The organism is Acidovorax sp. Q11 (genome assembly GCF_054950075.1).
On record NZ_JBUDZG010000004.1, the window covers coordinates 57650 to 75063 of the forward strand.

Annotated in this window: 17 protein-coding genes; 15 read left to right on the plus strand and 2 right to left on the minus strand. The window is 64.2% G+C overall.

Features of this window, described 5'->3' with window-relative positions; translation table 11 throughout:
- Positions 1–475: 475 nt before the first annotated feature.
- From ACYZGB_RS05070 to ACYZGB_RS05090, 5 genes are all read left to right on the plus strand, one after another.
- Positions 476–1144 carry a GntR family transcriptional regulator gene (locus ACYZGB_RS05070; RefSeq protein ID WP_063461815.1) on the plus strand — a complete coding sequence of 223 codons (669 nt, stop codon included), beginning with the start codon at positions 476–478 and terminating at the stop codon, positions 1142–1144.
- Complete coding sequence (locus tag ACYZGB_RS05075) at positions 1144–2628, plus strand: malonyl-CoA decarboxylase (protein WP_462387327.1); 1485 nt, start codon at positions 1144–1146, stop codon at positions 2626–2628. Before ACYZGB_RS05070 ends, ACYZGB_RS05075 begins: the two co-directional genes overlap by 1 nt.
- Before the next feature lie 158 nt (positions 2629–2786).
- A complete protein-coding gene (locus ACYZGB_RS05080) occupies positions 2787–3788 on the plus strand; it encodes a Bug family tripartite tricarboxylate transporter substrate binding protein (RefSeq protein ID WP_462387132.1) in 1002 nt (333 codons plus the stop codon).
- A gap of 8 nt (positions 3789–3796) precedes the next feature.
- A complete protein-coding gene (locus ACYZGB_RS05085; RefSeq protein WP_462387133.1) occupies positions 3797–4600 on the plus strand; it encodes an enoyl-CoA hydratase/isomerase family protein in 804 nt (267 codons plus the stop codon).
- A 63-nt stretch (positions 4601–4663) separates the two neighbouring features.
- A complete protein-coding gene (locus tag ACYZGB_RS05090; RefSeq protein ID WP_462387134.1) occupies positions 4664–6217 on the plus strand; it encodes a malonate--CoA ligase in 1554 nt (517 codons plus the stop codon).
- Between the two features lie 140 nt (positions 6218–6357).
- On the opposite strand, the gene ACYZGB_RS05095 is transcribed toward ACYZGB_RS05090, so the two are convergent.
- Positions 6358–6801, minus strand: coding sequence for a universal stress protein (locus ACYZGB_RS05095; RefSeq protein WP_462387135.1), 444 nt, complete (start codon positions 6799–6801; stop codon positions 6358–6360).
- Between the two features lie 158 nt (positions 6802–6959).
- Here ACYZGB_RS05095 and ACYZGB_RS05100 point away from each other — a divergent pair, with 158 nt between their 5' ends.
- From ACYZGB_RS05100 to ACYZGB_RS05140, 9 genes are all read left to right on the plus strand, one after another.
- The gene (locus ACYZGB_RS05100; protein WP_462387329.1) at positions 6960–9422 is read left to right on the plus strand and encodes a heavy metal translocating P-type ATPase; all 2463 of its coding nucleotides are present in this window, start codon (positions 6960–6962) and stop codon (positions 9420–9422) included.
- Complete coding sequence (gene ccoS, locus ACYZGB_RS05105) at positions 9422–9559, plus strand: cbb3-type cytochrome oxidase assembly protein CcoS (protein WP_462387136.1); 138 nt, start codon at positions 9422–9424, stop codon at positions 9557–9559. Before ACYZGB_RS05100 ends, ccoS begins: the two co-directional genes overlap by 1 nt.
- Before the next feature lie 64 nt (positions 9560–9623).
- Positions 9624–11063, plus strand: a complete 1440-nt coding sequence (gene ccoN, locus ACYZGB_RS05110; RefSeq protein ID WP_462387137.1) for a cytochrome-c oxidase, cbb3-type subunit I — start codon at positions 9624–9626, stop codon at positions 11061–11063.
- A gap of 17 nt (positions 11064–11080) precedes the next feature.
- Complete coding sequence (ccoO, locus tag ACYZGB_RS05115; protein ID WP_063461824.1) at positions 11081–11713, plus strand: cytochrome-c oxidase, cbb3-type subunit II; 633 nt, start codon at positions 11081–11083, stop codon at positions 11711–11713.
- 12 nt (positions 11714–11725) lie between these two features.
- Entirely contained in the window at positions 11726–11863 is a 138-nt protein-coding gene (locus ACYZGB_RS05120) for a cbb3-type cytochrome oxidase subunit 3 (protein WP_063461825.1), read from the plus strand.
- Positions 11864–11887: 24 nt separating this feature from the next.
- Entirely contained in the window at positions 11888–12808 is a 921-nt protein-coding gene (gene ccoP / locus ACYZGB_RS05125; protein WP_462387138.1) for a cytochrome-c oxidase, cbb3-type subunit III, read from the plus strand.
- Between the two features lie 89 nt (positions 12809–12897).
- The gene (ccoG, locus tag ACYZGB_RS05130; RefSeq protein WP_462387139.1) at positions 12898–14343 is read left to right on the plus strand and encodes a cytochrome c oxidase accessory protein CcoG; all 1446 of its coding nucleotides are present in this window, start codon (positions 12898–12900) and stop codon (positions 14341–14343) included.
- 69 nt (positions 14344–14412) lie between these two features.
- Entirely contained in the window at positions 14413–14688 is a 276-nt protein-coding gene (locus ACYZGB_RS05135; RefSeq protein WP_462387140.1) for a FixH family protein, read from the plus strand.
- Between the two features lie 73 nt (positions 14689–14761).
- Positions 14762–15055 carry a hypothetical protein gene (locus ACYZGB_RS05140; RefSeq protein WP_462387141.1) on the plus strand — a complete coding sequence of 98 codons (294 nt, stop codon included), beginning with the start codon at positions 14762–14764 and terminating at the stop codon, positions 15053–15055.
- A 55-nt stretch (positions 15056–15110) separates the two neighbouring features.
- On the opposite strand, the gene fnr is transcribed toward ACYZGB_RS05140, so the two are convergent.
- Positions 15111–15833 (minus strand): fumarate/nitrate reduction transcriptional regulator Fnr, encoded by a 723-nt coding sequence (fnr, locus tag ACYZGB_RS05145; RefSeq protein ID WP_462387142.1) that lies wholly within the window; start codon positions 15831–15833, stop codon positions 15111–15113.
- A 195-nt stretch (positions 15834–16028) separates the two neighbouring features.
- On the opposite strand from fnr, the gene hemN reads away from it, so the two are divergent.
- Entirely contained in the window at positions 16029–17411 is a 1383-nt protein-coding gene (hemN, locus tag ACYZGB_RS05150; RefSeq protein ID WP_462387143.1) for an oxygen-independent coproporphyrinogen III oxidase, read from the plus strand.
- Positions 17412–17414: the final 3 nt, after the last annotated feature.

Consider the following 17414-nt stretch of genomic DNA (forward strand, 5'->3'; position numbering starts at 1 on the left):
CCGTTAATTCTGACGGTTCGATCCCACGAAGCATCGAGATATGCAAGATTTAGCCCGCCTTGTGCGGGCTATTTTTTTCGCAACCTTGGGGCATGTCTGCCGCAAGCAGACTGAGGCGCAGTCAGATGGGGCCATCTCTGACGATGGATCGGAACGCGCTGAGTGGTCTTTTTTGGACGTCCAGGCGCAGCCCGACCACTGCCCCGCGTTGCTCCGCTGCCGCAATCCCCCACTTTTGTGTAACCGAACCCTTCAACACGCATTTTTTTCTTGTTATTTTGCGTAATTATGAGAAATTACGTGTATGGCGAAACGATGCACCCGGTAGCCAGCATTTAACGGTGTGTTGCGAGCAGTAAAGGTGGGGCTGGCCGCTGGATGTCTGCGGTGGCTCCTTCCGGTCTGTGTGCGCCAGAGGAATCAAGCGATCAACCGAGTACCCCAGTGGGTCGATGACCCTGGAGCCCTGTCCACCATGCGTCCCGTTCCGAACTCCCTGCACGATGAAGTCGCCTCGCGGCTGCGGGACCAGATTTTTGCGGGGGACCTGCGTCCCGGCAGCTTTCTGGACGAGGCCGCGCTGTGCGAGCGGCTCGAAATCTCGCGCACGCCGTTGCGCGAGGCGCTCAAGGTGCTGGTGGCCGAGGGGCTGTTGCGCCACGAGCCGCGCCGGGGCTGTTTTGTGGCCGAGATCACCGACAAAGACCTGGACGACCTGTTCCCCGTGATTGCGCTGCTGGAAGGCCGCGCGGCGCACGAGGCCACGCACAAGGCGAGCGGGGCCGACGTGGCGGCGCTGGAGCTGCTGCACCAGCGGCTGCAGCAATGCGCGGCCGAGGGGCGCATCACCGACTACTACGAGGCCAACTACGCCATCCACGAGGCCTTCATCACGCTGGCCGACAACCGCTGGCTGGCCCAGGTGATTGGCGACCTGCGCAAGATCCTGCGCCTGGCGCGCCACCAGACGCTGCACGCCCCGGGCCGCCTGCAGCAAAGCCTGGCCGAGCACCTGGCCGTGTTTGCCGCCCTCAAGGCGCGCGACTCGGAAGCCGCCGAAGAGGCCATGCGCACCCATCTGTTGCGCCAGCGCGATGCGCTGCGCGACATCGCCCGCAATCAGCAATCGAGGTTGACACCATGATGAACAGCACCCCCGAATGGATCACCCGCAGCGTGTCGCGCCTGCGCACCAGTGCCCCCGCCGCCGACAAGGGCGGTGACAAGCTGGCCAAGTCGGCCCTCGACAAATCCGTGACCGATGTGGTGGCCAAGGTGGCCGTGCCACGTTCCACCAACGAGCGGCTGGCCGCCACGCTGCGCCGGGGGCAGGAGGCGCTGTCGCCCCGTGCGCTGCGCCGCCTGCTGGCCGACCTGCAGGAGGTCGTCGCCCCGCAGGTGAGCGAAATCGAAGGCGGGCGCCGCGCGCAGGCCGTGGCCGATTGGTATGCCAAGGCCGAGCTGGAGGAGCGGCGCGACATGTGGCTGCTCATGTGCGAGCAGTTCGCGCCCGATGCCACGCGCTTCAAATCGGCCCGCCAGCGCTATGAAGCGGCGGCGGGCACGGCCGAGGAGGGCCAGGCCGAGATCAGCCTGCGCCGCGCGCTGGTGTCGCCGCGCACGCGGCTGCTGCAGCGGTTCTCGGCCTTCCCCGAGGGCATGCGGTTTCTGGTGGACATGCGTGCCGAGATCCTGCCGCTGCTCAAGGCCGACAAGCGCCTGCTGGCGCTCGATGCCGAGCTGGAGCATCTGTTCTCGACCTGGTTCGATGTGGCCTTTCTGGAGCTGCGCCGTCTGTCGTGGGATTCGCCCGCATCGCTGCTCGAAAAGCTCATCAAATACGAGGCGGTGCACGACATCCGCAGCTGGGCCGACCTGAAGAACCGCCTGGACAGCGACCGCCGCTGCTACGGCTTCTTCCACCCCCGCCTGCCCAATGAGCCGCTGATTTTTGTGGAGGTGGCGCTGGTGGACAAAATCTCGGCCAGCATCACGCCGCTGCTGGACGAGGCCGCCGCGCCGGTGGACATCACCCGGGCCACCACGGCCATCTTCTATTCGATCAGCAACACGCAGACGGGCCTGCGCGGCGTGAGTTTTGGCGATTCGCTCATCAAGCATGTGGTGGAGACGCTCACGGCCGAGTTTCCGCGCCTGCGCACCTTTGCCACGCTGTCTCCCATCCCGGGCTTTCGCGCCTGGCTTTCCAAACATGCGGGCGCGATGCTGGAGCGCTTGGACGACAAGCGCCGGGCCGAGCTGGGCCGCGCCGTGGGTTTTGAACCACCGCAGGCCACGCACCTGCTGGGTGCCATCGACAAGGCGCTCGAGCTGGATGCCAGGTCGCCCGTACGCCAGATGCTGCTGGAATGCGCCGCGTACTATCTGGGCCGCGAGATGCAGGAGGGCAAGCCGGTGGACCCGGTGGCCCGCTTCCACCTGGGCAACGGTGCCCGGGTGGAGCGCCTCAACTGGGCGGGCGATCCGTCGTCCAAGGGGCAGAAACAGTCGTACGGACTCATGGTGAATTACCTGTATGACTTGAAGCGCATCGACAAGCACCGCAGCCTGCTGGCGCAGGGCAAGGTGCCGGTGTCGGGCGACATCGACAGCCTGTGCCGCGACTGAGTGAGTGCGCAGGTGGCCAAAGGTGCGAGTGAGTTGTGAGTTGACCGGTAAGTGTGTGAGTAGGTGAGTGAATGAATGATGGAGCGCGGACGGGTGCACCACATGGCGCCCGGCCCGCGTTGCTGGCAATGATTTTTACAACGACAGGAGACAAGCGAATGAATAGGAACCCATCGCGAATTCAACGCCGGGATGTGCTGCTGGGCGCGGCCGCTGCAGGCCTGGGTCTGGCCAGTGGCAGCAGCTGGGCGCAGGCCTCGGCCTGGCCCGCCAAGCCGGTGAACTTGGTGGTGCCGTTTCCGGCCGGGGGCGGCACCGACACGTTTGCTCGCCCGCTGGCGGCGCAGTTTGCCAAGACCACCGGCAAGACGCTGGTGATCGACAACCGGGGCGGCGCGGGCGGCAACGTGGGCGCAAGTTTTGCCGCCAAGGCCCCGGGCGACGGATACACGCTGTTCATGGGCGGCGCGCACCACGTGATCGCGCCCTCCGTCTACCCCAAGCTCGACTACGACCTGGAGAAGGACTTCGTTCCGCTGGCCCTGCTGGCCAGCGTGCCCCAGGTGCTGGTGGTCAACCCCAAGAACATGCCAGTCAAGGACTTCCGCGAGTTTCTGGCCCTGGTGCGTGCCAACCCCGCCAAGTTCAATTACGGCTCGGCGGGTTCGGGCAGCTCGCACCATCTGGCGGGGGAGCTGTTCAAGATCCAGTCCAAGACCTTCATCACCCACATTCCCTACCGGGGCGCAGGCCCGGCGCTGGCAGACCTGGTGGGCGGGCAGGTGGACATGATGTTTGACGGCCTGGGCTCGTCCGCCGGGCACATTAAGGGCGGGCGCATCAAGGCCCTCATGGTGGCGGGCGCCAAGCGCAACCCAGCCTTCCCCGACGTGCCTTGCGCCGCCGAAGTTGGGCTGCCCGACTACACCGTCACCACCTGGTACGGCCTGTGGACGCCCAAGGGCACCCCCGCCGACGTGCAGGCACGCATTGTTGAAGAGGTGCGCAAGCTTGGCCAGTCAGAAGAAATCAAGACCACCTGGGCTGGCAATGGCGCCGAGTTCGGCACGCTGAACCCGCAGGACTTCGGCAAGATGGTCAGCGGCGAGATCAAACGCTGGGCGCAGGTGGTGAAGGCCGCTGGCGTCAAGCTGGACTGAGGGGCACCATGCCGGGTGAAGTCAGGGCCCGCCAGGGCGATGGGGGTGTGGTGCATGTTGTGCTGTGCCACGAAGGGCGGCTCAACGCCATGTCGCGCGCCATGTGGCGCGAGTTGCGTGCTGTGTTTGAGGGCGTTCAGCGCAGTGCGGACGCGCGCTGCGTGCTCATCGAGGGCGATGGCGGTGCGTTCTGCGCAGGGGGGGATATCTCCGAGTACCCCGGCTTTCGCTTTGACGCTGCCACTTTGCGCGACTTCCATGAGGGCGACGTGTGGGGCGGGCTCCATGCCATGCTGGCCTGCGACGCGCCCATCGTGGCCAGCATTCGCGGGGCCTGCATGGGCGCGGGGGTCGAGATTGCGAGTTGCTGCGATATCCGCATTGCGGGCAGCGCCGCCCGATTCGGTGCCCCCATCGCCAAGCTCGGCTTTCCCATGGCCCCGCGCGAGGCGCAGCTGGTGGCGGGCGCGGTGGGCGAGGTGGTGGCGCGCCAGATGCTGCTGGAGGCCGCCACTTTCAGCGCCCCCGACATGCTGGCGCGTGGTTTTTTGAGCCGGGTGGTGGCCGACGACATGGTGGCCACCGACGCCCTGGGCAGTGCGCAGCGGGTGGCGGCGCTCGCCCCCCAGGCCGCGCGCCTGAATAAACAGACATTAAGAGCATTAAAAATGCCTTCTGCGCGCGACAGTAAAGAGTTTTTTGCTATCGAAAACATAGTAAACGGTGCCCCTGACCCCTACGGCTATGCGAACAGCGCCGAGCACCGTGAGGGCATCACCGCATTCCTGGACAAGCGCCCGCCGGTGTTTTGACCGGAGCGCTGCAGGCCCGCCTTTCGCCTTCTTCCTTGTTTCAAAAAAAGCCAAGCCCAAGCCATGAGCCAACACAACCTCTTCAGCGCCCTGCGCGCAGCCTTCCCTGCCGACCTGCCGAGCACCGCCGTGGAGACCACGGCGCCCGATGGCTCACCCCTGTTCTACACCTGGGGCGACCTGGACCGGGCCAGCGCCCGCATGGCCAACCTGCTGGTGTCGCTGAAGCTGCCCGAGGGCAGCCGCGTGGCCGTGCAGGTGGAGAAATCGGTCGAGGCCATGGTGCTGTACCTGGCCACGCTGCGCGCGGGTTATGTGTTCTTGCCGCTCAACACGGCCTACCAGAGCGCCGAGATCGAATACTTCATCGGCAACGCCGAGCCAGGTGTGGTGGTGTGCACGCCCGGCAACTTCGGCTGGGTGAGCAAGATCGCCTTTACCCAGGGCACGGGCCATGTCTTCACGCTGAGCGATGACCGCACAGGCAGCCTGCTGGAGCGCGCGGCGCACCACAGTGACGTGCACCAGCCGGTGCAGAAGTCGGCCGACGACCTGGCCGCCATCCTCTACACCAGCGGCACCACGGGCCGCAGCAAGGGCGCGATGCTGACGCACGGCAACCTGCTCAGCAATGCGGTGACCTTGAAGGACTACTGGGGCTGGAAGGCTGGTGACGTGCTCATCCACGCGCTGCCCATCTTCCACGTGCACGGCCTGTTCGTGGCCATCCACGGCGCGCTCATCAACGGCAGCAAGATGATCTGGTTCGCCAAGTTCGACCCCAAGGCCGTGCTCGCCGCCATGCCACGCGCCACCGTCTTCATGGGCGTTCCCACGCTGTATGTGCGCCTGCTGGTTGAGGCGGGTCTCACCAAGGATGCGGCCAAAAACATGCGCCTGTTCATCGCGGGCTCTGCGCCGCTGTTGATCGAGACCTTCACCGAATGGCAGCAGAGCACCGGCCACACCATCCTGGAGCGCTATGGCATGAGCGAGACCATCATGCTCACCTCCAACCCCTATGCCGCCGACAAACGCCATGCGGGCCAGAGCGAGCGGCGCGGTGCCACCGTGGGCTTCCCGCTGCCGGACGTGGGTCTGCGGGTGGTGGATGACGCCAACAAGCCACTGCCCGTGGGCGAGATCGGCAACATCCAGGTGCAGGGCCCCAACGTGTTCAAGGGCTACTGGCGCATGCCCGAGAAGACCAAGGAAGAGTTCACCGCTGACGGCTGGTTCAAGACCGGCGACGTGGGCAAGGTGGACGAGCGCGACTACGTGAGCATCGTGGGCCGCAGCAAGGACCTGATCATCAGCGGCGGCTACAACGTCTACCCCGCCGAGATCGAGGGCTACATCAACGACATGCCCGGCGTGGCCGAAAGCGCGCTGGTGGGCGTGCCGCACCCCGACTTTGGCGAGGTCGGTGTGGCCGTGGTGATTGCCAAGCCCGGCGCCAGCCTGAACCCCGACGCCATCGTGGCGCAGCTCAAGTCGCAGCTGGCCAACTTCAAGATCCCCAAGAAGTGTTTTGTGGTGCCCGAGCTGCCCCGCAACACCATGGGCAAGGTGCAGAAGAACCTGCTGCGCGAGCAGCACAAGGGGCTGTTTGCCTGATGGCCAAACGGCTAGACGGCTAGATGGCCGGTGGCAAGACAAAAACAAATAGGGCCGCGCAGGCCCCATTTGTTGCTCATTTTTGATAGCTGCTACCGCTTTGTGGATGCGCGATAGAGCCTGTTTCTATTCAAATTTTCTTATCGCAGCACCAGCACCGGGATGTGCGAGTGCGTCAGCACATGCTGCGTTTCGCTGCCCAGCAGCAGGCGCTTGAGGCCCTTGCGGCCATGTGATGCCATCACGATCACGTCGCACTTGTGCTTCTTGGCGGCAGAGATGATGGCCTCGGCCACCAGGTCGGACTTGGCGATGACGGGCTTGACCGACACGCCCTGTGCTTCGCCTTGGGCCTTCACGCCATCGACCATGGCCTGGGCTGCATCGCCCCACTGCGTTTCGATGCGCTTCACATCGTTGGTATCGACGGGCATGCCGCCTTCAAAGTAGCTGCGGGGGTAGCGGGGCACCACCTTTAGTGCGACGGCAGAGGCGCCGGTGAGGGCGGCCAGCGACAGCCCGTGTTCCACGGCTTTGTCCGAGAGGGGGGAGCCGTCCGTTGCGATCAGGATGCGTTTGTACATAAAGGTCTCCTCAAAACGATGGATCAAGCTTAGGATGAATCATGTTCCGGGACTTGATGCAGGTCAATGTACCTGTCATGGCCCAACGATAGGCTTGAACCATGTCAATGTTTCGACCCGATGCGTCGGTGGCTTCCCCGGCGCATCTGCCTGATGGCATGGCGGATTCATCGCCCGTCGCGCCCACCCAGTTGCTGGACGACCCGCAGGAATGGCTGGCGTTTGGCCGCCCCTGCACACCCGCAGGCAGCCCCTTGCCCGCCCAGGCCGCCGAGGCGGTGCAAGCCTGTCCCGAATCCACCACCTGGGATTCGCATGTGGTGTTGGAGGGCATGCACTGCGCCGCCTGCGCTCTCACCATCGAAGACGCCCTGCGCGCCGTGCCCGGTGTGTTGCAGGCCGACGTGAGTGCGGCCACGCGCCGTGCCCGCGTGGTGTGGCAGCCGGGCAGGGTGCTGCCCTCGCAATGGATGAAAGCTGTGCAGAACGCGGGCTACCGTGCCATGCCGGCCATGGATGCGTTTGCCCGCGCGCAGCGCCAGCGCGAAAGCCGCCGCGCCTTGTGGCGCTGGCTGGTGGCGGGCTTTTGCATGATGCAGGTGATGATGTACGCGTGGCCCGCGTATGTGGCGCAGCCCGGCGACCTGTCGGGCGAGATGGAGCAACTGCTGCGCTGGGCGTCCTGGGTCATCACGCTGCCTATGGTGGTGTTCTCTTGTGGCCCCTTCTTTGCCAGCGCATTGCGCGATGTGCGCCTGCGCCGCGTCAGCATGGACCTGCCGGTGGCGCTGGGCATGGCGATCACCTTTGTGGTCAGCACGGCGGGCACGTTCGACCCGAGCGGCATTTTTGGCAAGGAGGTGTACTACGACTCCCTGACCATGTTCGTATTCTTCCTGCTCACTGGCCGCTGGCTGGAGCTGCGCCTGCGCGACCGCACGGCTGGTGCGCTGGAGGCGGTGATGAACCGCTTGCCCGACAGTGTGGAGCGGCGTGATGACGCCACGGGCACCTTCGCCCGCGTGGCCACGCGCCGCCTGGTGGTGGGCGACACCATCCGCGTGCTGCCGGGCGAGGCCTTTCCGGCCGACGGCTGCATCACCGCAGGCAACACCCACGCCGATGAGGCGCTGCTGACCGGTGAGTCCACCCCCGTGGCACGCCCGGTGGGCAGCCGCGTCACGGCGGGCAGCTACAACCTGCAGTCACCCGTCGAGGTGCGGGTGGAGGGCACGGGCGGGCAGACCCGGTTTGCGCAGATCGTCGCGCTGATGGAAAGCGCGTCACTGCAAAAGCCCCGGCTGGCCTTGCTGGCCGACCGCATTGCACGGCCCTTCTTGGTGGCCGTGCTGCTGGCGGCGGGGTTGGCGGCCGCATGGTGGTGGCCGTCGGACCCTGGGCATGCACTCATGGTGGCGGTGGCCGTGCTCATCGTGACCTGCCCTTGTGCGCTTTCGCTGGCGACGCCGGTGGCCATGCTCACCGCAGCGGGCACGCTGGCACGCCACGGGGTGCTTGTGCGCAACCTGCAGGGGCTGGAGGCGCTGGCCCATGTGGACACCCTGGTGTTTGACAAGACCGGCACCCTGACGCGCGACGGCATGGCGCTGCAGGCCGTGCACACCGCGCAGGGCTGGACAGCCGATGACGCGCTGGGCCTGGCGGCTGCGCTCGCGCGCCACTCCATGCACCCGGCATCGCGCGCGGTGGCGGCAGCTGCCTCGGCATCGGCGCCAGCACTGCAAGGGCGCTGGCGCGTTGCCAATCTGCAAGAGGACGCGGGCTTGGGCCTGAGCGCTACGGTGTCGGACAACATGGGCGTTGTGCCCGATTGCAAGGTCTGGCTGGGCTCGGCCCGCCACGCCGGGGTGGCACCGCAGCAGGGCACTGCGGCGCTGCAGGTGGTGCTGTCGGCGCAAGGGATCGAGCAAGGGTCCGATGGCGACCTGCTGGAGCTGGCCCGGTTCGATCTGGTCGAAGACCTGCGCAGCGAGGCCCCGGCCGCGGTTGCCACGCTGCAGCAGGAAGGTGTGGCGGTGCAATTGCTGTCTGGCGACCGACTAGGGGCCGTGCAGCGTGTGGCCGCGCAGGCAGGCATTGCGCGGGTGCAGGGCGAATGCTCGCCCCAGGGCAAGCTGGAGGCCTTGCGGGCACTACAGGCGGGCGGGCACCAGGTGGCCATGGTGGGCGATGGCCTCAATGACGGCCCGGTGCTGGCCGGTGCCCATGTCTCGTTTGCGTTTGGCCGCGCCGTGCCGCTGGCGCAGTCGCGGGCGGATTTTGTGGTGCTGGGCGACAGCCTGGCGCTGGTGCCGCAGACCGTGTTGCTGGCACGCCGCACGCTGCGGGTGGTGCGCCAGAACCTGTGGTGGGCTGCGGGCTACAACGCGCTGTGTGTGCCGCTGGCGGTGGCGGGCTGGATGCCTGCCTGGCTGGCCGGGCTGGGCATGGCGCTGAGTTCGCTGCTGGTGGTGCTCAACGCGGCGCGGCTGGCGCGCGGCCTGCCTGTACTGCCCGCCCTGGCCGGTGCAGATGCTGGTGCGGATGCCGAGGTCATCGCTGCGGGCAAGGCGCAACAGGTGCCCCCGCCTCTTCCCAAGACAACCCTGGAGCCCGTCTGATGGACATCCTTTATCTCCTGATCCCGCTGTCTGTGCTGCTGGTCCTGCTGATCTTGGGAGGGTTGTGGTGGGCTGTCTACCACGGCCAGTTCGAGAGCGTGGAGCAAGAAGGGGAGCGCATTCTCAGAGGCGATTGACATGTGTCAATGTCGCAAATGATGCTCTGCAACAAACTCTTACTGCAATACAAAGAGGTGCCCGATGGATTCTCAAAAAACTATGACTGCGCACTACAACGATACGGTCGTGCGGCAGTTTTCTATCTTGGCCGTGGTTGTGGGGGTGGTTGGCATGCTGGTGGGGGTTGTCATCGCCGCCCAGCTGGCCTGGCCAGAACTCAACTTTGGCATTCCCTGGCTTAGTTATGGGCGCTTGCGCCCCTTGCACACCAATGCGGTGATCTTCGGTTTTGGCGGCAGCGCCCTGTTCGCCACCAGCTACTACGTGGTGCAGCGCACCTGCCAGGTCCGGCTGTTTGCCGGGCCCTTGGCCGCATTCACTTTCTGGGGCTGGGTGCTGGTCATCGCGGCCGCTGTGGTCAGCTTGCCGATGGGCTACACCTCTGGCAAGGAATACGCTGAGCTGGAGTGGCCCATTGACATCCTGATCACGCTGGTGTGGGTGTCCTATGCCATCGTGTTCTTTGGAACCGTGGGGACCCGCAAGGTCAAGCACATCTACGTGGCCAACTGGTTCTTTGGCGCGTTCATCCTGGCGGTGGCGCTGCTGCACCTGGTCAACAGTGCGGCCATTCCCGCAGGGCTCATGAAGAGCTACTCGGCCTACGCCGGTGTGCAGGACGCCATGGTGCAGTGGTGGTACGGCCACAACGCCGTGGGCTTCTTCCTCACGGCGGGCTTCCTGGGGATGATGTATTACTTCATCCCCAAGCAGGCTGGCCGCCCCGTGTATTCGTACCGCCTGTCGATCGTGCACTTCTGGGCGCTGATCTTCACCTACATGTGGGCGGGCCCCCACCACCTGCACTACACCGCGCTGCCAGACTGGACGCAATCGGTGGGCATGGTGTTCTCGCTCATCCTGCTGGCGCCCAGTTGGGGCGGAATGATCAACGGGATCATGACCCTGTCGGGTGCATGGCACAAGCTGCGTGACGACCCCATCCTGCGCTTTCTGATCGTGTCGCTGTCGTTCTACGGCATGTCCACGTTCGAAGGCCCGATGATGTCCATCAAGACCGTCAACGCCCTGAGCCACTACACCGACTGGACTGTGGGTCACGTGCACTCTGGCGCGCTGGGCTGGGTGGGCCTGATTTCCATGGGCTCGCTGTATTACCTGGTGCCGCGCCTGTTCGGCCGCGACAAGATGCACTCCATCAAGGCGATCGAGCTGCACTTCTGGATGGCCACTATCGGCATCGTGCTTTACATCGCCGCCATGTGGATTGCCGGTGTGATGCAGGGCCTGATGTGGCGCGCCATCAACCCCGACGGCACGCTCACCTACACCTTTGTCGAGAGCGTGAAGGCGACCTATCCGTTCTACGTGATCCGTGTGGCCGGTGGCCTGCTGTACCTGGGAGGCATGGTCATCATGGCCTGGAACGTGTGGATGACCGCGATCTCTGGCCGTTCGGTCAAGGTGGCCATTCCTGCCGTGAATGCTGCCCACGCCTGAGCCGAAGGAGTCAATTCATGTCCAACAACAATTCATCTTCCTCCACCGGCTTCTCGCACGAGAAGGTCGAGACCAACAACTTCCTGATGATCGTGCTGATCCTGCTGGTGATCGCCATTGGCGGTCTGGTGGAGATCGTGCCCCTGTTCTTCCAGAAGTCCACCACCGAGGCGGTGAAGGGCGTTGAGCCCTACACCGCCACCCAGCTGGTGGGGCGCGATGTGTACATCCGCGAGGGTTGCTACAACTGCCACTCGCAGATGATCCGCCCCTTCCGTGCCGAGACGCTGCGCTACGGCCACTACTCGGTGGCGGGCGAGTTCGTCTACGACCACCCCTTCCAGTGGGGCAGCAAGCGCACCGGTCCTGACCTGCACCGCGTGGGCGGCAAGTACAGCGACGAATGGCACCGCATCCACCTGAACAACCCGCGTGACGTGGTGCCCGAGTCCAACATGCCCGCCTATCCCTGGCTGGAGAAGAGCGTGGTGGACCCCGCCAGTGTGGCCCCCCGCATGAAGGCGCTTCGCACGGTGGGCGTGCCTTATACCGACGAGCAGATCACTGCCGCCGCAGCCGAGGTGAAGGGCAAGACCGAAATGGACGCCCTCATTGCCTACTTGCAAGTCATGGGCCGCGCGCTCAAGTAAAGGAGATTGGCCATGGACATCACGACCATGCGCATCGTCGCCACCCTGGCATCGATGGCCTGCTTCATTGGCATTTGGGTCTGGGCCTACCGGGGCCGCAACAAGTCCCGGTTTGACGAGGCGGCACAACTGCCCTTCGAACAAGATTGACCCTCACCAGAACGAGAACATCCCATGAGTGACTTCACCAGCAATTTCTGGTCGGTCTTTGTGACCGCGCTGACACTGGTCGGCATCATCGCCTGCGGCATCCTGCTTTGGATGGCGGGCCGCAAGAAGGTGATGGCCACGGCCGACAACACCACGGGCCATGTCTGGGACGAGGACCTGGTCGAAATGAACAACCCCCTGCCACGTTGGTGGGTGTGGCTGTTTGTCATCACCATCATCTTCGGCCTGGGCTACCTGGCTGCCTATCCGGGCCTGGGGAGCTTCACCGGCAAGCTGAACTGGACCCAGAAGGGCGAGTACGAGGCCGAAATGGCCAAGGCCAAGACCGAGCTGGAGCCGTTGTATGCCCGTTTTGCCTCTATGAAGCCAGAGGACATGGCCAAGGACCCCCAGGCCCACGCCATTGGTGAACGCCTGTTCATGAACAACTGTGCGCAGTGCCATGGCTCGGATGCACGTGGCAGCAAGGGCTTCCCCAACCTGGCGGACGGCGACTGGCTGCACGGCGGCGCCCCCGAGAAGATCCGCGAAACCCTGGAAAAGGGCCGTATCGGCAACATGCCTCCCATGGCAGCGGCTGTGGGCTCGCCAGAAGATGTGCGCAACCTGTCGCACTATGTGCTGAGCCTGTCGGGCAGCCCGCACGACTCGCTGCGCGCTTCGCTGGGCAAGTCCAAGTTCACGGCGTGTGCTGCCTGCCACGGCATGGACGGCAAGGGCAACCAGGCCCTGGGTGCACCGAACCTCACCGACGATATCTGGCTGCATGGCTGGGGCGAGGCGGCGATCACCGCCATCGTCAACAACGGCAAAGTCAACCAGATGCCTGCGCAGGCTGACAAGCTGACGGAAGCCCAGATCGGGGTCCTGTCCGCCTATGTCTGGGGTTTGTCGAACGGCAAGCAGGCGGCTGCCGCGCGGTGATTGGTGCTGCCAGGCAGCCCGCATCTGGCGGTGGTTGCCTGGCTTCTTTGTTGTTAGGCTGTTTACCTCCCTGTGAGTAGATCGACACCATGAAGCCCCCCAGCGAGCCTGCTCGCAAGGTCATTCCCATCGCACCCGTGGCGTCCGAGCCGTCTGCCCAGGGCGAGATCGTCTCGCTGTACGAAGCGCAGAAAAAGATCTATCCGCGCTCCATCAGTGGCCTGTTTGCGCGCTGGCGCTGGGGCATGGTGCTGCTCACGCAGATCGTGTTTTATGGGCTGCCCTGGTTTGAATGGGGACAGCGCCAGATGGTGCTGTTCGACCTGGACGCGCGCCGCTTCTACATCTTCGGGTTGGTGCTGTACCCGCAGGACTTCATCTACCTCACCGGGCTGTTGATCATTTCGGCGTTGTCGCTGTTCCTCTTCACGGCGGTGGCCGGGCGGTTGTGGTGTGGCTTTGCCTGCCCGCAAACGGTCTACACCGAGATGTTCATGTGGATCGAGCACAAGATCGAAGGCGATCGCAGTGCGCGGCTGCGGCTGGACAACGGGCCCTGGACCTTCGAGAAGATCCGCAAGAAGTTCTTCAAGCAGTTGGTGTGGGTGGCGGTGGCCTTGTGGACCGGATTCACCTTCGTGGGCTACTTTGTGCCCATCCGCGAGCTGGGCAGCGAGTTGCTGGCGCTGCAGGGCAGCTGGCAGATTTTCTGGGTGCTGTTCTACGGCTTTGCCACCTATGGCAACGCGGGCTACATGCGCGAGCAGGTCTGCAAGTACATGTGCCCGTACGCACGCTTCCAGAGCGCCATGTTCGACAAGGACACGCTGGTCGTGACCTACGACCCCGAGCGGGGCGAGCAGCGCGGCCCGCGCAAGAAGAACCTGGATTACAAGGCGCAGGGGCTGGGCGACTGCATTGACTGCTCGCTGTGTGTGCAGGTCTGCCCCGTGGGCATCGACATTCGCAAGGGGCTGCAGTACGAATGCATCGGCTGCGGCCTGTGTGTGGATGCCTGCAACACGGTCATGGACAAGATGCAGTACCCCCGGGGGTTGATCCGCTACTCCACCCAGAACGGCGTGGCCCAGCGGTGGACCCAGTCGCAGATGCTGCGGCGCGTGCTGCGGCCAAGGGTGCTGATTTACAGCGCGGTGCTGGTGGCTCTGTGCGTGGCCATGCTGGCCAGCCTGGTCGTGCGGACTCCGCTCAAGGTCGATGTGGTGCGGGACCGTGCAGCGCTTTCGCGCATCGTGGCAGGGGGCAAGCTGGAGAACATCTACCGCCTGCAGATCATGAATGCGACGGAGGGCGAGCAGCGCTATCGCATCAGCGCACGGGGGCTGGAGGGGCTGGAGGTGTCTTCCGATGCCGAGGTGGACATCGGCCCGGCGGAGTCGCGTTGGGTGGCGGTGCGTTTGCAGATCCCGTATGGTTCGGCAAACCCTGGCTCCCATGCCGTCCAGTTCGATGTGCAGGCCGTCGGCGCCGCCGCCCATGTGACAGAAAAATCTGTGTTCCTGGTGCCGCGCTGAGCCGCACCCTGGTGCAAGGCCTCGCATGGCCTTGTGTTGATTGAGATGATTGTGAAGGAGTAAATCGCCATGTCTTCAAGCCCAGCTATTGCCCCTGTTGCGTCAGCACCCTGGTGGAAATTCGGCCATGTCTGGCTGGTGATTGCCGGCCCGGCCATTGTGATCGTTGCGGGTTTTGTGACCTTGTGGCTGGCGCTGTCCCGGCCCGATCCTGTGGTGGCAGAGGACTACTACCGCAAGGGGATCGAGATCAACAAGACGCTGGAAGCCCCCGAGAAAAGCCTGGCACCCGCCATGAAGGGCCGCAACCATGCGGCCACCCCCGTGCAGGACCAGCCGCGTTGAAACGTGCAAGCATGTGGCTCGTCAGTGATGCCAGCTTGCCGTAACTGAGCCCCCAGGAGACAGGAACAACGATATGTGGACGCAACGCCTGATGTGGATTGCATGGCCCGCCTTCTTGATGGCAGGGGTGCTGGAGATGCTGGTTTTTGCCATGGTGGACCCCCAGGATCTGCACTGGCTTGGGCAGCCCCTGGCGCTGTCGCGGCAGGGCGTTTATACGCTGGCGTTTTTTGCGTTCTGGATCATCACCATGGCAAGCAGTGCATTGACCACGCTACTGGCCATGTCGCCCTTCGAGCTGAACCGCTGCCCGGTACCTGAAGGAGAGCGGCCGGATGACTGCCGCAAGACATCATCCTGCTCTTGAACTGAGGGGAGGCGCTTCTGGTCGGCCGGTGAAGGCAGGCCGGGATGGCTGCCGATCAGTGGCAGGCTTGCTGGCTGTTGACGATGCGCTTGAGGGCATCCGTGTCCAGGATGCGGACATGGCGCTGCTTGACTTCCACGATGCCTTCCTCCACAAATTTGGAGAAGGTGCGGCTCACGGTTTCGAGCTTCAGGCCCAGGTAGCTGCCAATTTCTTCGCGCGTCATGCGCAGCACCAGTTCGGACTGCGAGAAGCCGCGGGCATGCAGGCGTTGCACCAGGTTCAGCAGGAAGGCTGCCAGGCGTTCTTCGGCGCGCATGCTGCCCAGCAGCAGCATCACGCCGTGTTCGCGCACGATCTCGCGGCTCATGATCTTGTGCACATGGTGCTGCAGGGCCGTGACCTCGCGCGAGAGTTCCTCGATGCGGTCGAAGGGCATCACGCAGACCTCGGCGTCTTCCAGGGCCACCGCGTCACAGGTGTGGTGGTCGTTCACGATGCCATCGAGGCCAATGATCTCTCCAGCCATCTGAAAACCGGTGACCTGGTCGCGGCCATCTTCGGTAGCCACGCAGGTCTTGAAGAAGCCGGTGCGGATGGCGTAGAGCGATGTGAAGGATTCGCCGTTGCGGAACAGCGTGCTGCCGCGTTTGACCTTGCGGCGTACGGCAACGACTTCATCGATGCGCTGCAGTTGCTCTTCGTTCAGGCCCACGGGCATGCACAGCTCGCGCAGGTTGCAGTTGGAGCAGGCGACTTTGATGGTGAGCGGGTTCATAGGCACGTGAGCTAGGGGTTGGGTGTCGAGTACATTGCGCCCGATACGAAAAGCTGGGAAGGCCTTCGGGTGGGCGCCTTAGCGACTGACATTTGTCAAATTGTCGCTCGTCGGCCTGATCGTTCACTTGATGCAGGTCAAGGACATCGTGCAGAGGGTACGGCACAGTCAGAGTGTACGCAAGGATATTCCCCCATGACCGCTGTTTCGCCCGATCTCCTGCGCCGTTTTGACGTGCCGGGGCCCCGCTATACCTCTTATCCGACAGCCGACCGGTTTGTCGAAGCGTTCGGGCAGGAGGACTACATCCTGGCACTGGAGCAGCGCCGGACAGGCTCGGTGGCCAAGGCCTTGCCCCTGTCCTTGTATGTGCACATTCCGTTCTGCGAATCGCTGTGCTACTACTGCGCTTGCAACAAGATCATCACCAAGCACCATGACCGCGCAGAAGTCTATCTGCGCTATCTGAGCCGCGAGATCGACCTGCACACCGCGCACTGCGGGGTGGGCCAAGTGGTGAGCCAGCTGCACCTGGGTGGAGGCACGCCCACGTTCCTGTCGGATGCGGGCTTGCGTGAACTGATGGCCATGCTCAAGCGCAGCTTTACCTTGGCGCCGGGCGGTGAGTACTCTATTGAAGTGGATCCCCGCACCGTGAACGCCGACAGGCTGGCGTTGCTGGCTGAGCTGGGCTTCAACCGGCTCAGTTTTGGTGTGCAGGATTTTGATGCCGAGGTGCAGAAGGCTGTGCACCGCGTCCAGCCTGCCGAACAGGTGTTTGCGCTGGTGGAGTCTGCACGCTCGCTGGGTTTTGACTCGGTGAATGTGGACCTGATCTATGGCCTGCCGCGCCAGACCCCCGAATCGTTCGACCGTACTCTGGCGCAGGTGGCGCAGTTGCGGCCTGAGCGCATTGCGCTGTATGCCTACGCGCACCTGCCAGAACGTTTCAAACCCCAGCGCCGCATTGTTTCGGCCGAGCTGCCAACGGCGTCGAGCAAGCTGTCCATGCTGTCGCGCTCGCTCGATGCGTTCATGGACGCGGGCTATGTCTATGTCGGCATGGACCACTTTGCGTTGCCCTCGGATGCCTTGGCTGTGGCCAAACGCCAAGGGCGCTTGCACCGCAACTTCCAGGGCTACAGCACACAGCCTGACTGCGACCTGATCGGCTTGGGCGTGTCGGCCATTGGCCGGGTGGGTGCGACCTACAGCCAGAACTCAAAGACCTTGGACGAGTATTACGACTTTCTCGACCAGGGACGTTTGCCGGTGGTGCGGGGTCTGGCGCTCACGCGTGACGATCTCGTGCGCCGCGCCGCCATCATGGCCCTGATGTGCCAGGGCGAGTTGCTCTATGAATCCATGGAGCAGGCCTGGTTGATTGATGTGCGGCAGTACTTTGCGGCAGAGATCGCGCAGCTCGAAGACATGGCCGAACAGGGGCTGGTGCGGGTGGGGCCCGAGGGGATCGAAGTGACGGCCATGGGATGGTTTTTTGTGCGGGGCATTGCCATGGTGTTTGACCGTTATCTTCAGGCAGACCGCAACCGCGCCCGGTTTTCGCGCATCATCTGAGGC

What these genes read in the sequence shown, in the direction of transcription:
- ccoP (WP_462387138.1), top strand. Translation starts at nt 11,888, where the DNA reads ATGAGTGACTTCACCAGCAATTTCTGGTCGGTCTTTGTGACCGCGCTG.
- ccoN (WP_462387137.1), top strand. Translation starts at nt 9,624, where the DNA reads ATGGATTCTCAAAAAACTATGACTGCGCACTACAACGATACGGTCGTG.
- ACYZGB_RS05135 (WP_462387140.1), top strand. Translation starts at nt 14,413, where the DNA reads ATGTCTTCAAGCCCAGCTATTGCCCCTGTTGCGTCAGCACCCTGGTGG.
- ccoS (WP_462387136.1), top strand. Translation starts at nt 9,422, where the DNA reads ATGGACATCCTTTATCTCCTGATCCCGCTGTCTGTGCTGCTGGTCCTG.
- ACYZGB_RS05080 (WP_462387132.1), top strand. Translation starts at nt 2,787, where the DNA reads ATGAATAGGAACCCATCGCGAATTCAACGCCGGGATGTGCTGCTGGGC.
- ACYZGB_RS05085 (WP_462387133.1), top strand. Translation starts at nt 3,797, where the DNA reads ATGCCGGGTGAAGTCAGGGCCCGCCAGGGCGATGGGGGTGTGGTGCAT.
- ACYZGB_RS05075 (WP_462387327.1), top strand. Translation starts at nt 1,144, where the DNA reads ATGAACAGCACCCCCGAATGGATCACCCGCAGCGTGTCGCGCCTGCGC.
- ACYZGB_RS05070 (WP_063461815.1), top strand. Translation starts at nt 476, where the DNA reads ATGCGTCCCGTTCCGAACTCCCTGCACGATGAAGTCGCCTCGCGGCTG.
- ccoO (WP_063461824.1), top strand. Translation starts at nt 11,081, where the DNA reads ATGTCCAACAACAATTCATCTTCCTCCACCGGCTTCTCGCACGAGAAG.
- ACYZGB_RS05100 (WP_462387329.1), top strand. Translation starts at nt 6,960, where the DNA reads ATGGCGGATTCATCGCCCGTCGCGCCCACCCAGTTGCTGGACGACCCG.
- fnr (WP_462387142.1), bottom strand. Translation starts at nt 15,833, where the DNA reads ATGAACCCGCTCACCATCAAAGTCGCCTGCTCCAACTGCAACCTGCGC.
- ACYZGB_RS05140 (WP_462387141.1), top strand. Translation starts at nt 14,762, where the DNA reads ATGTGGACGCAACGCCTGATGTGGATTGCATGGCCCGCCTTCTTGATG.
- hemN (WP_462387143.1), top strand. Translation starts at nt 16,029, where the DNA reads ATGACCGCTGTTTCGCCCGATCTCCTGCGCCGTTTTGACGTGCCGGGG.
- ACYZGB_RS05095 (WP_462387135.1), bottom strand. Translation starts at nt 6,801, where the DNA reads ATGTACAAACGCATCCTGATCGCAACGGACGGCTCCCCCCTCTCGGAC.
- ACYZGB_RS05120 (WP_063461825.1), top strand. Translation starts at nt 11,726, where the DNA reads ATGGACATCACGACCATGCGCATCGTCGCCACCCTGGCATCGATGGCC.
- ccoG (WP_462387139.1), top strand. Translation starts at nt 12,898, where the DNA reads ATGAAGCCCCCCAGCGAGCCTGCTCGCAAGGTCATTCCCATCGCACCC.
- ACYZGB_RS05090 (WP_462387134.1), top strand. Translation starts at nt 4,664, where the DNA reads ATGAGCCAACACAACCTCTTCAGCGCCCTGCGCGCAGCCTTCCCTGCC.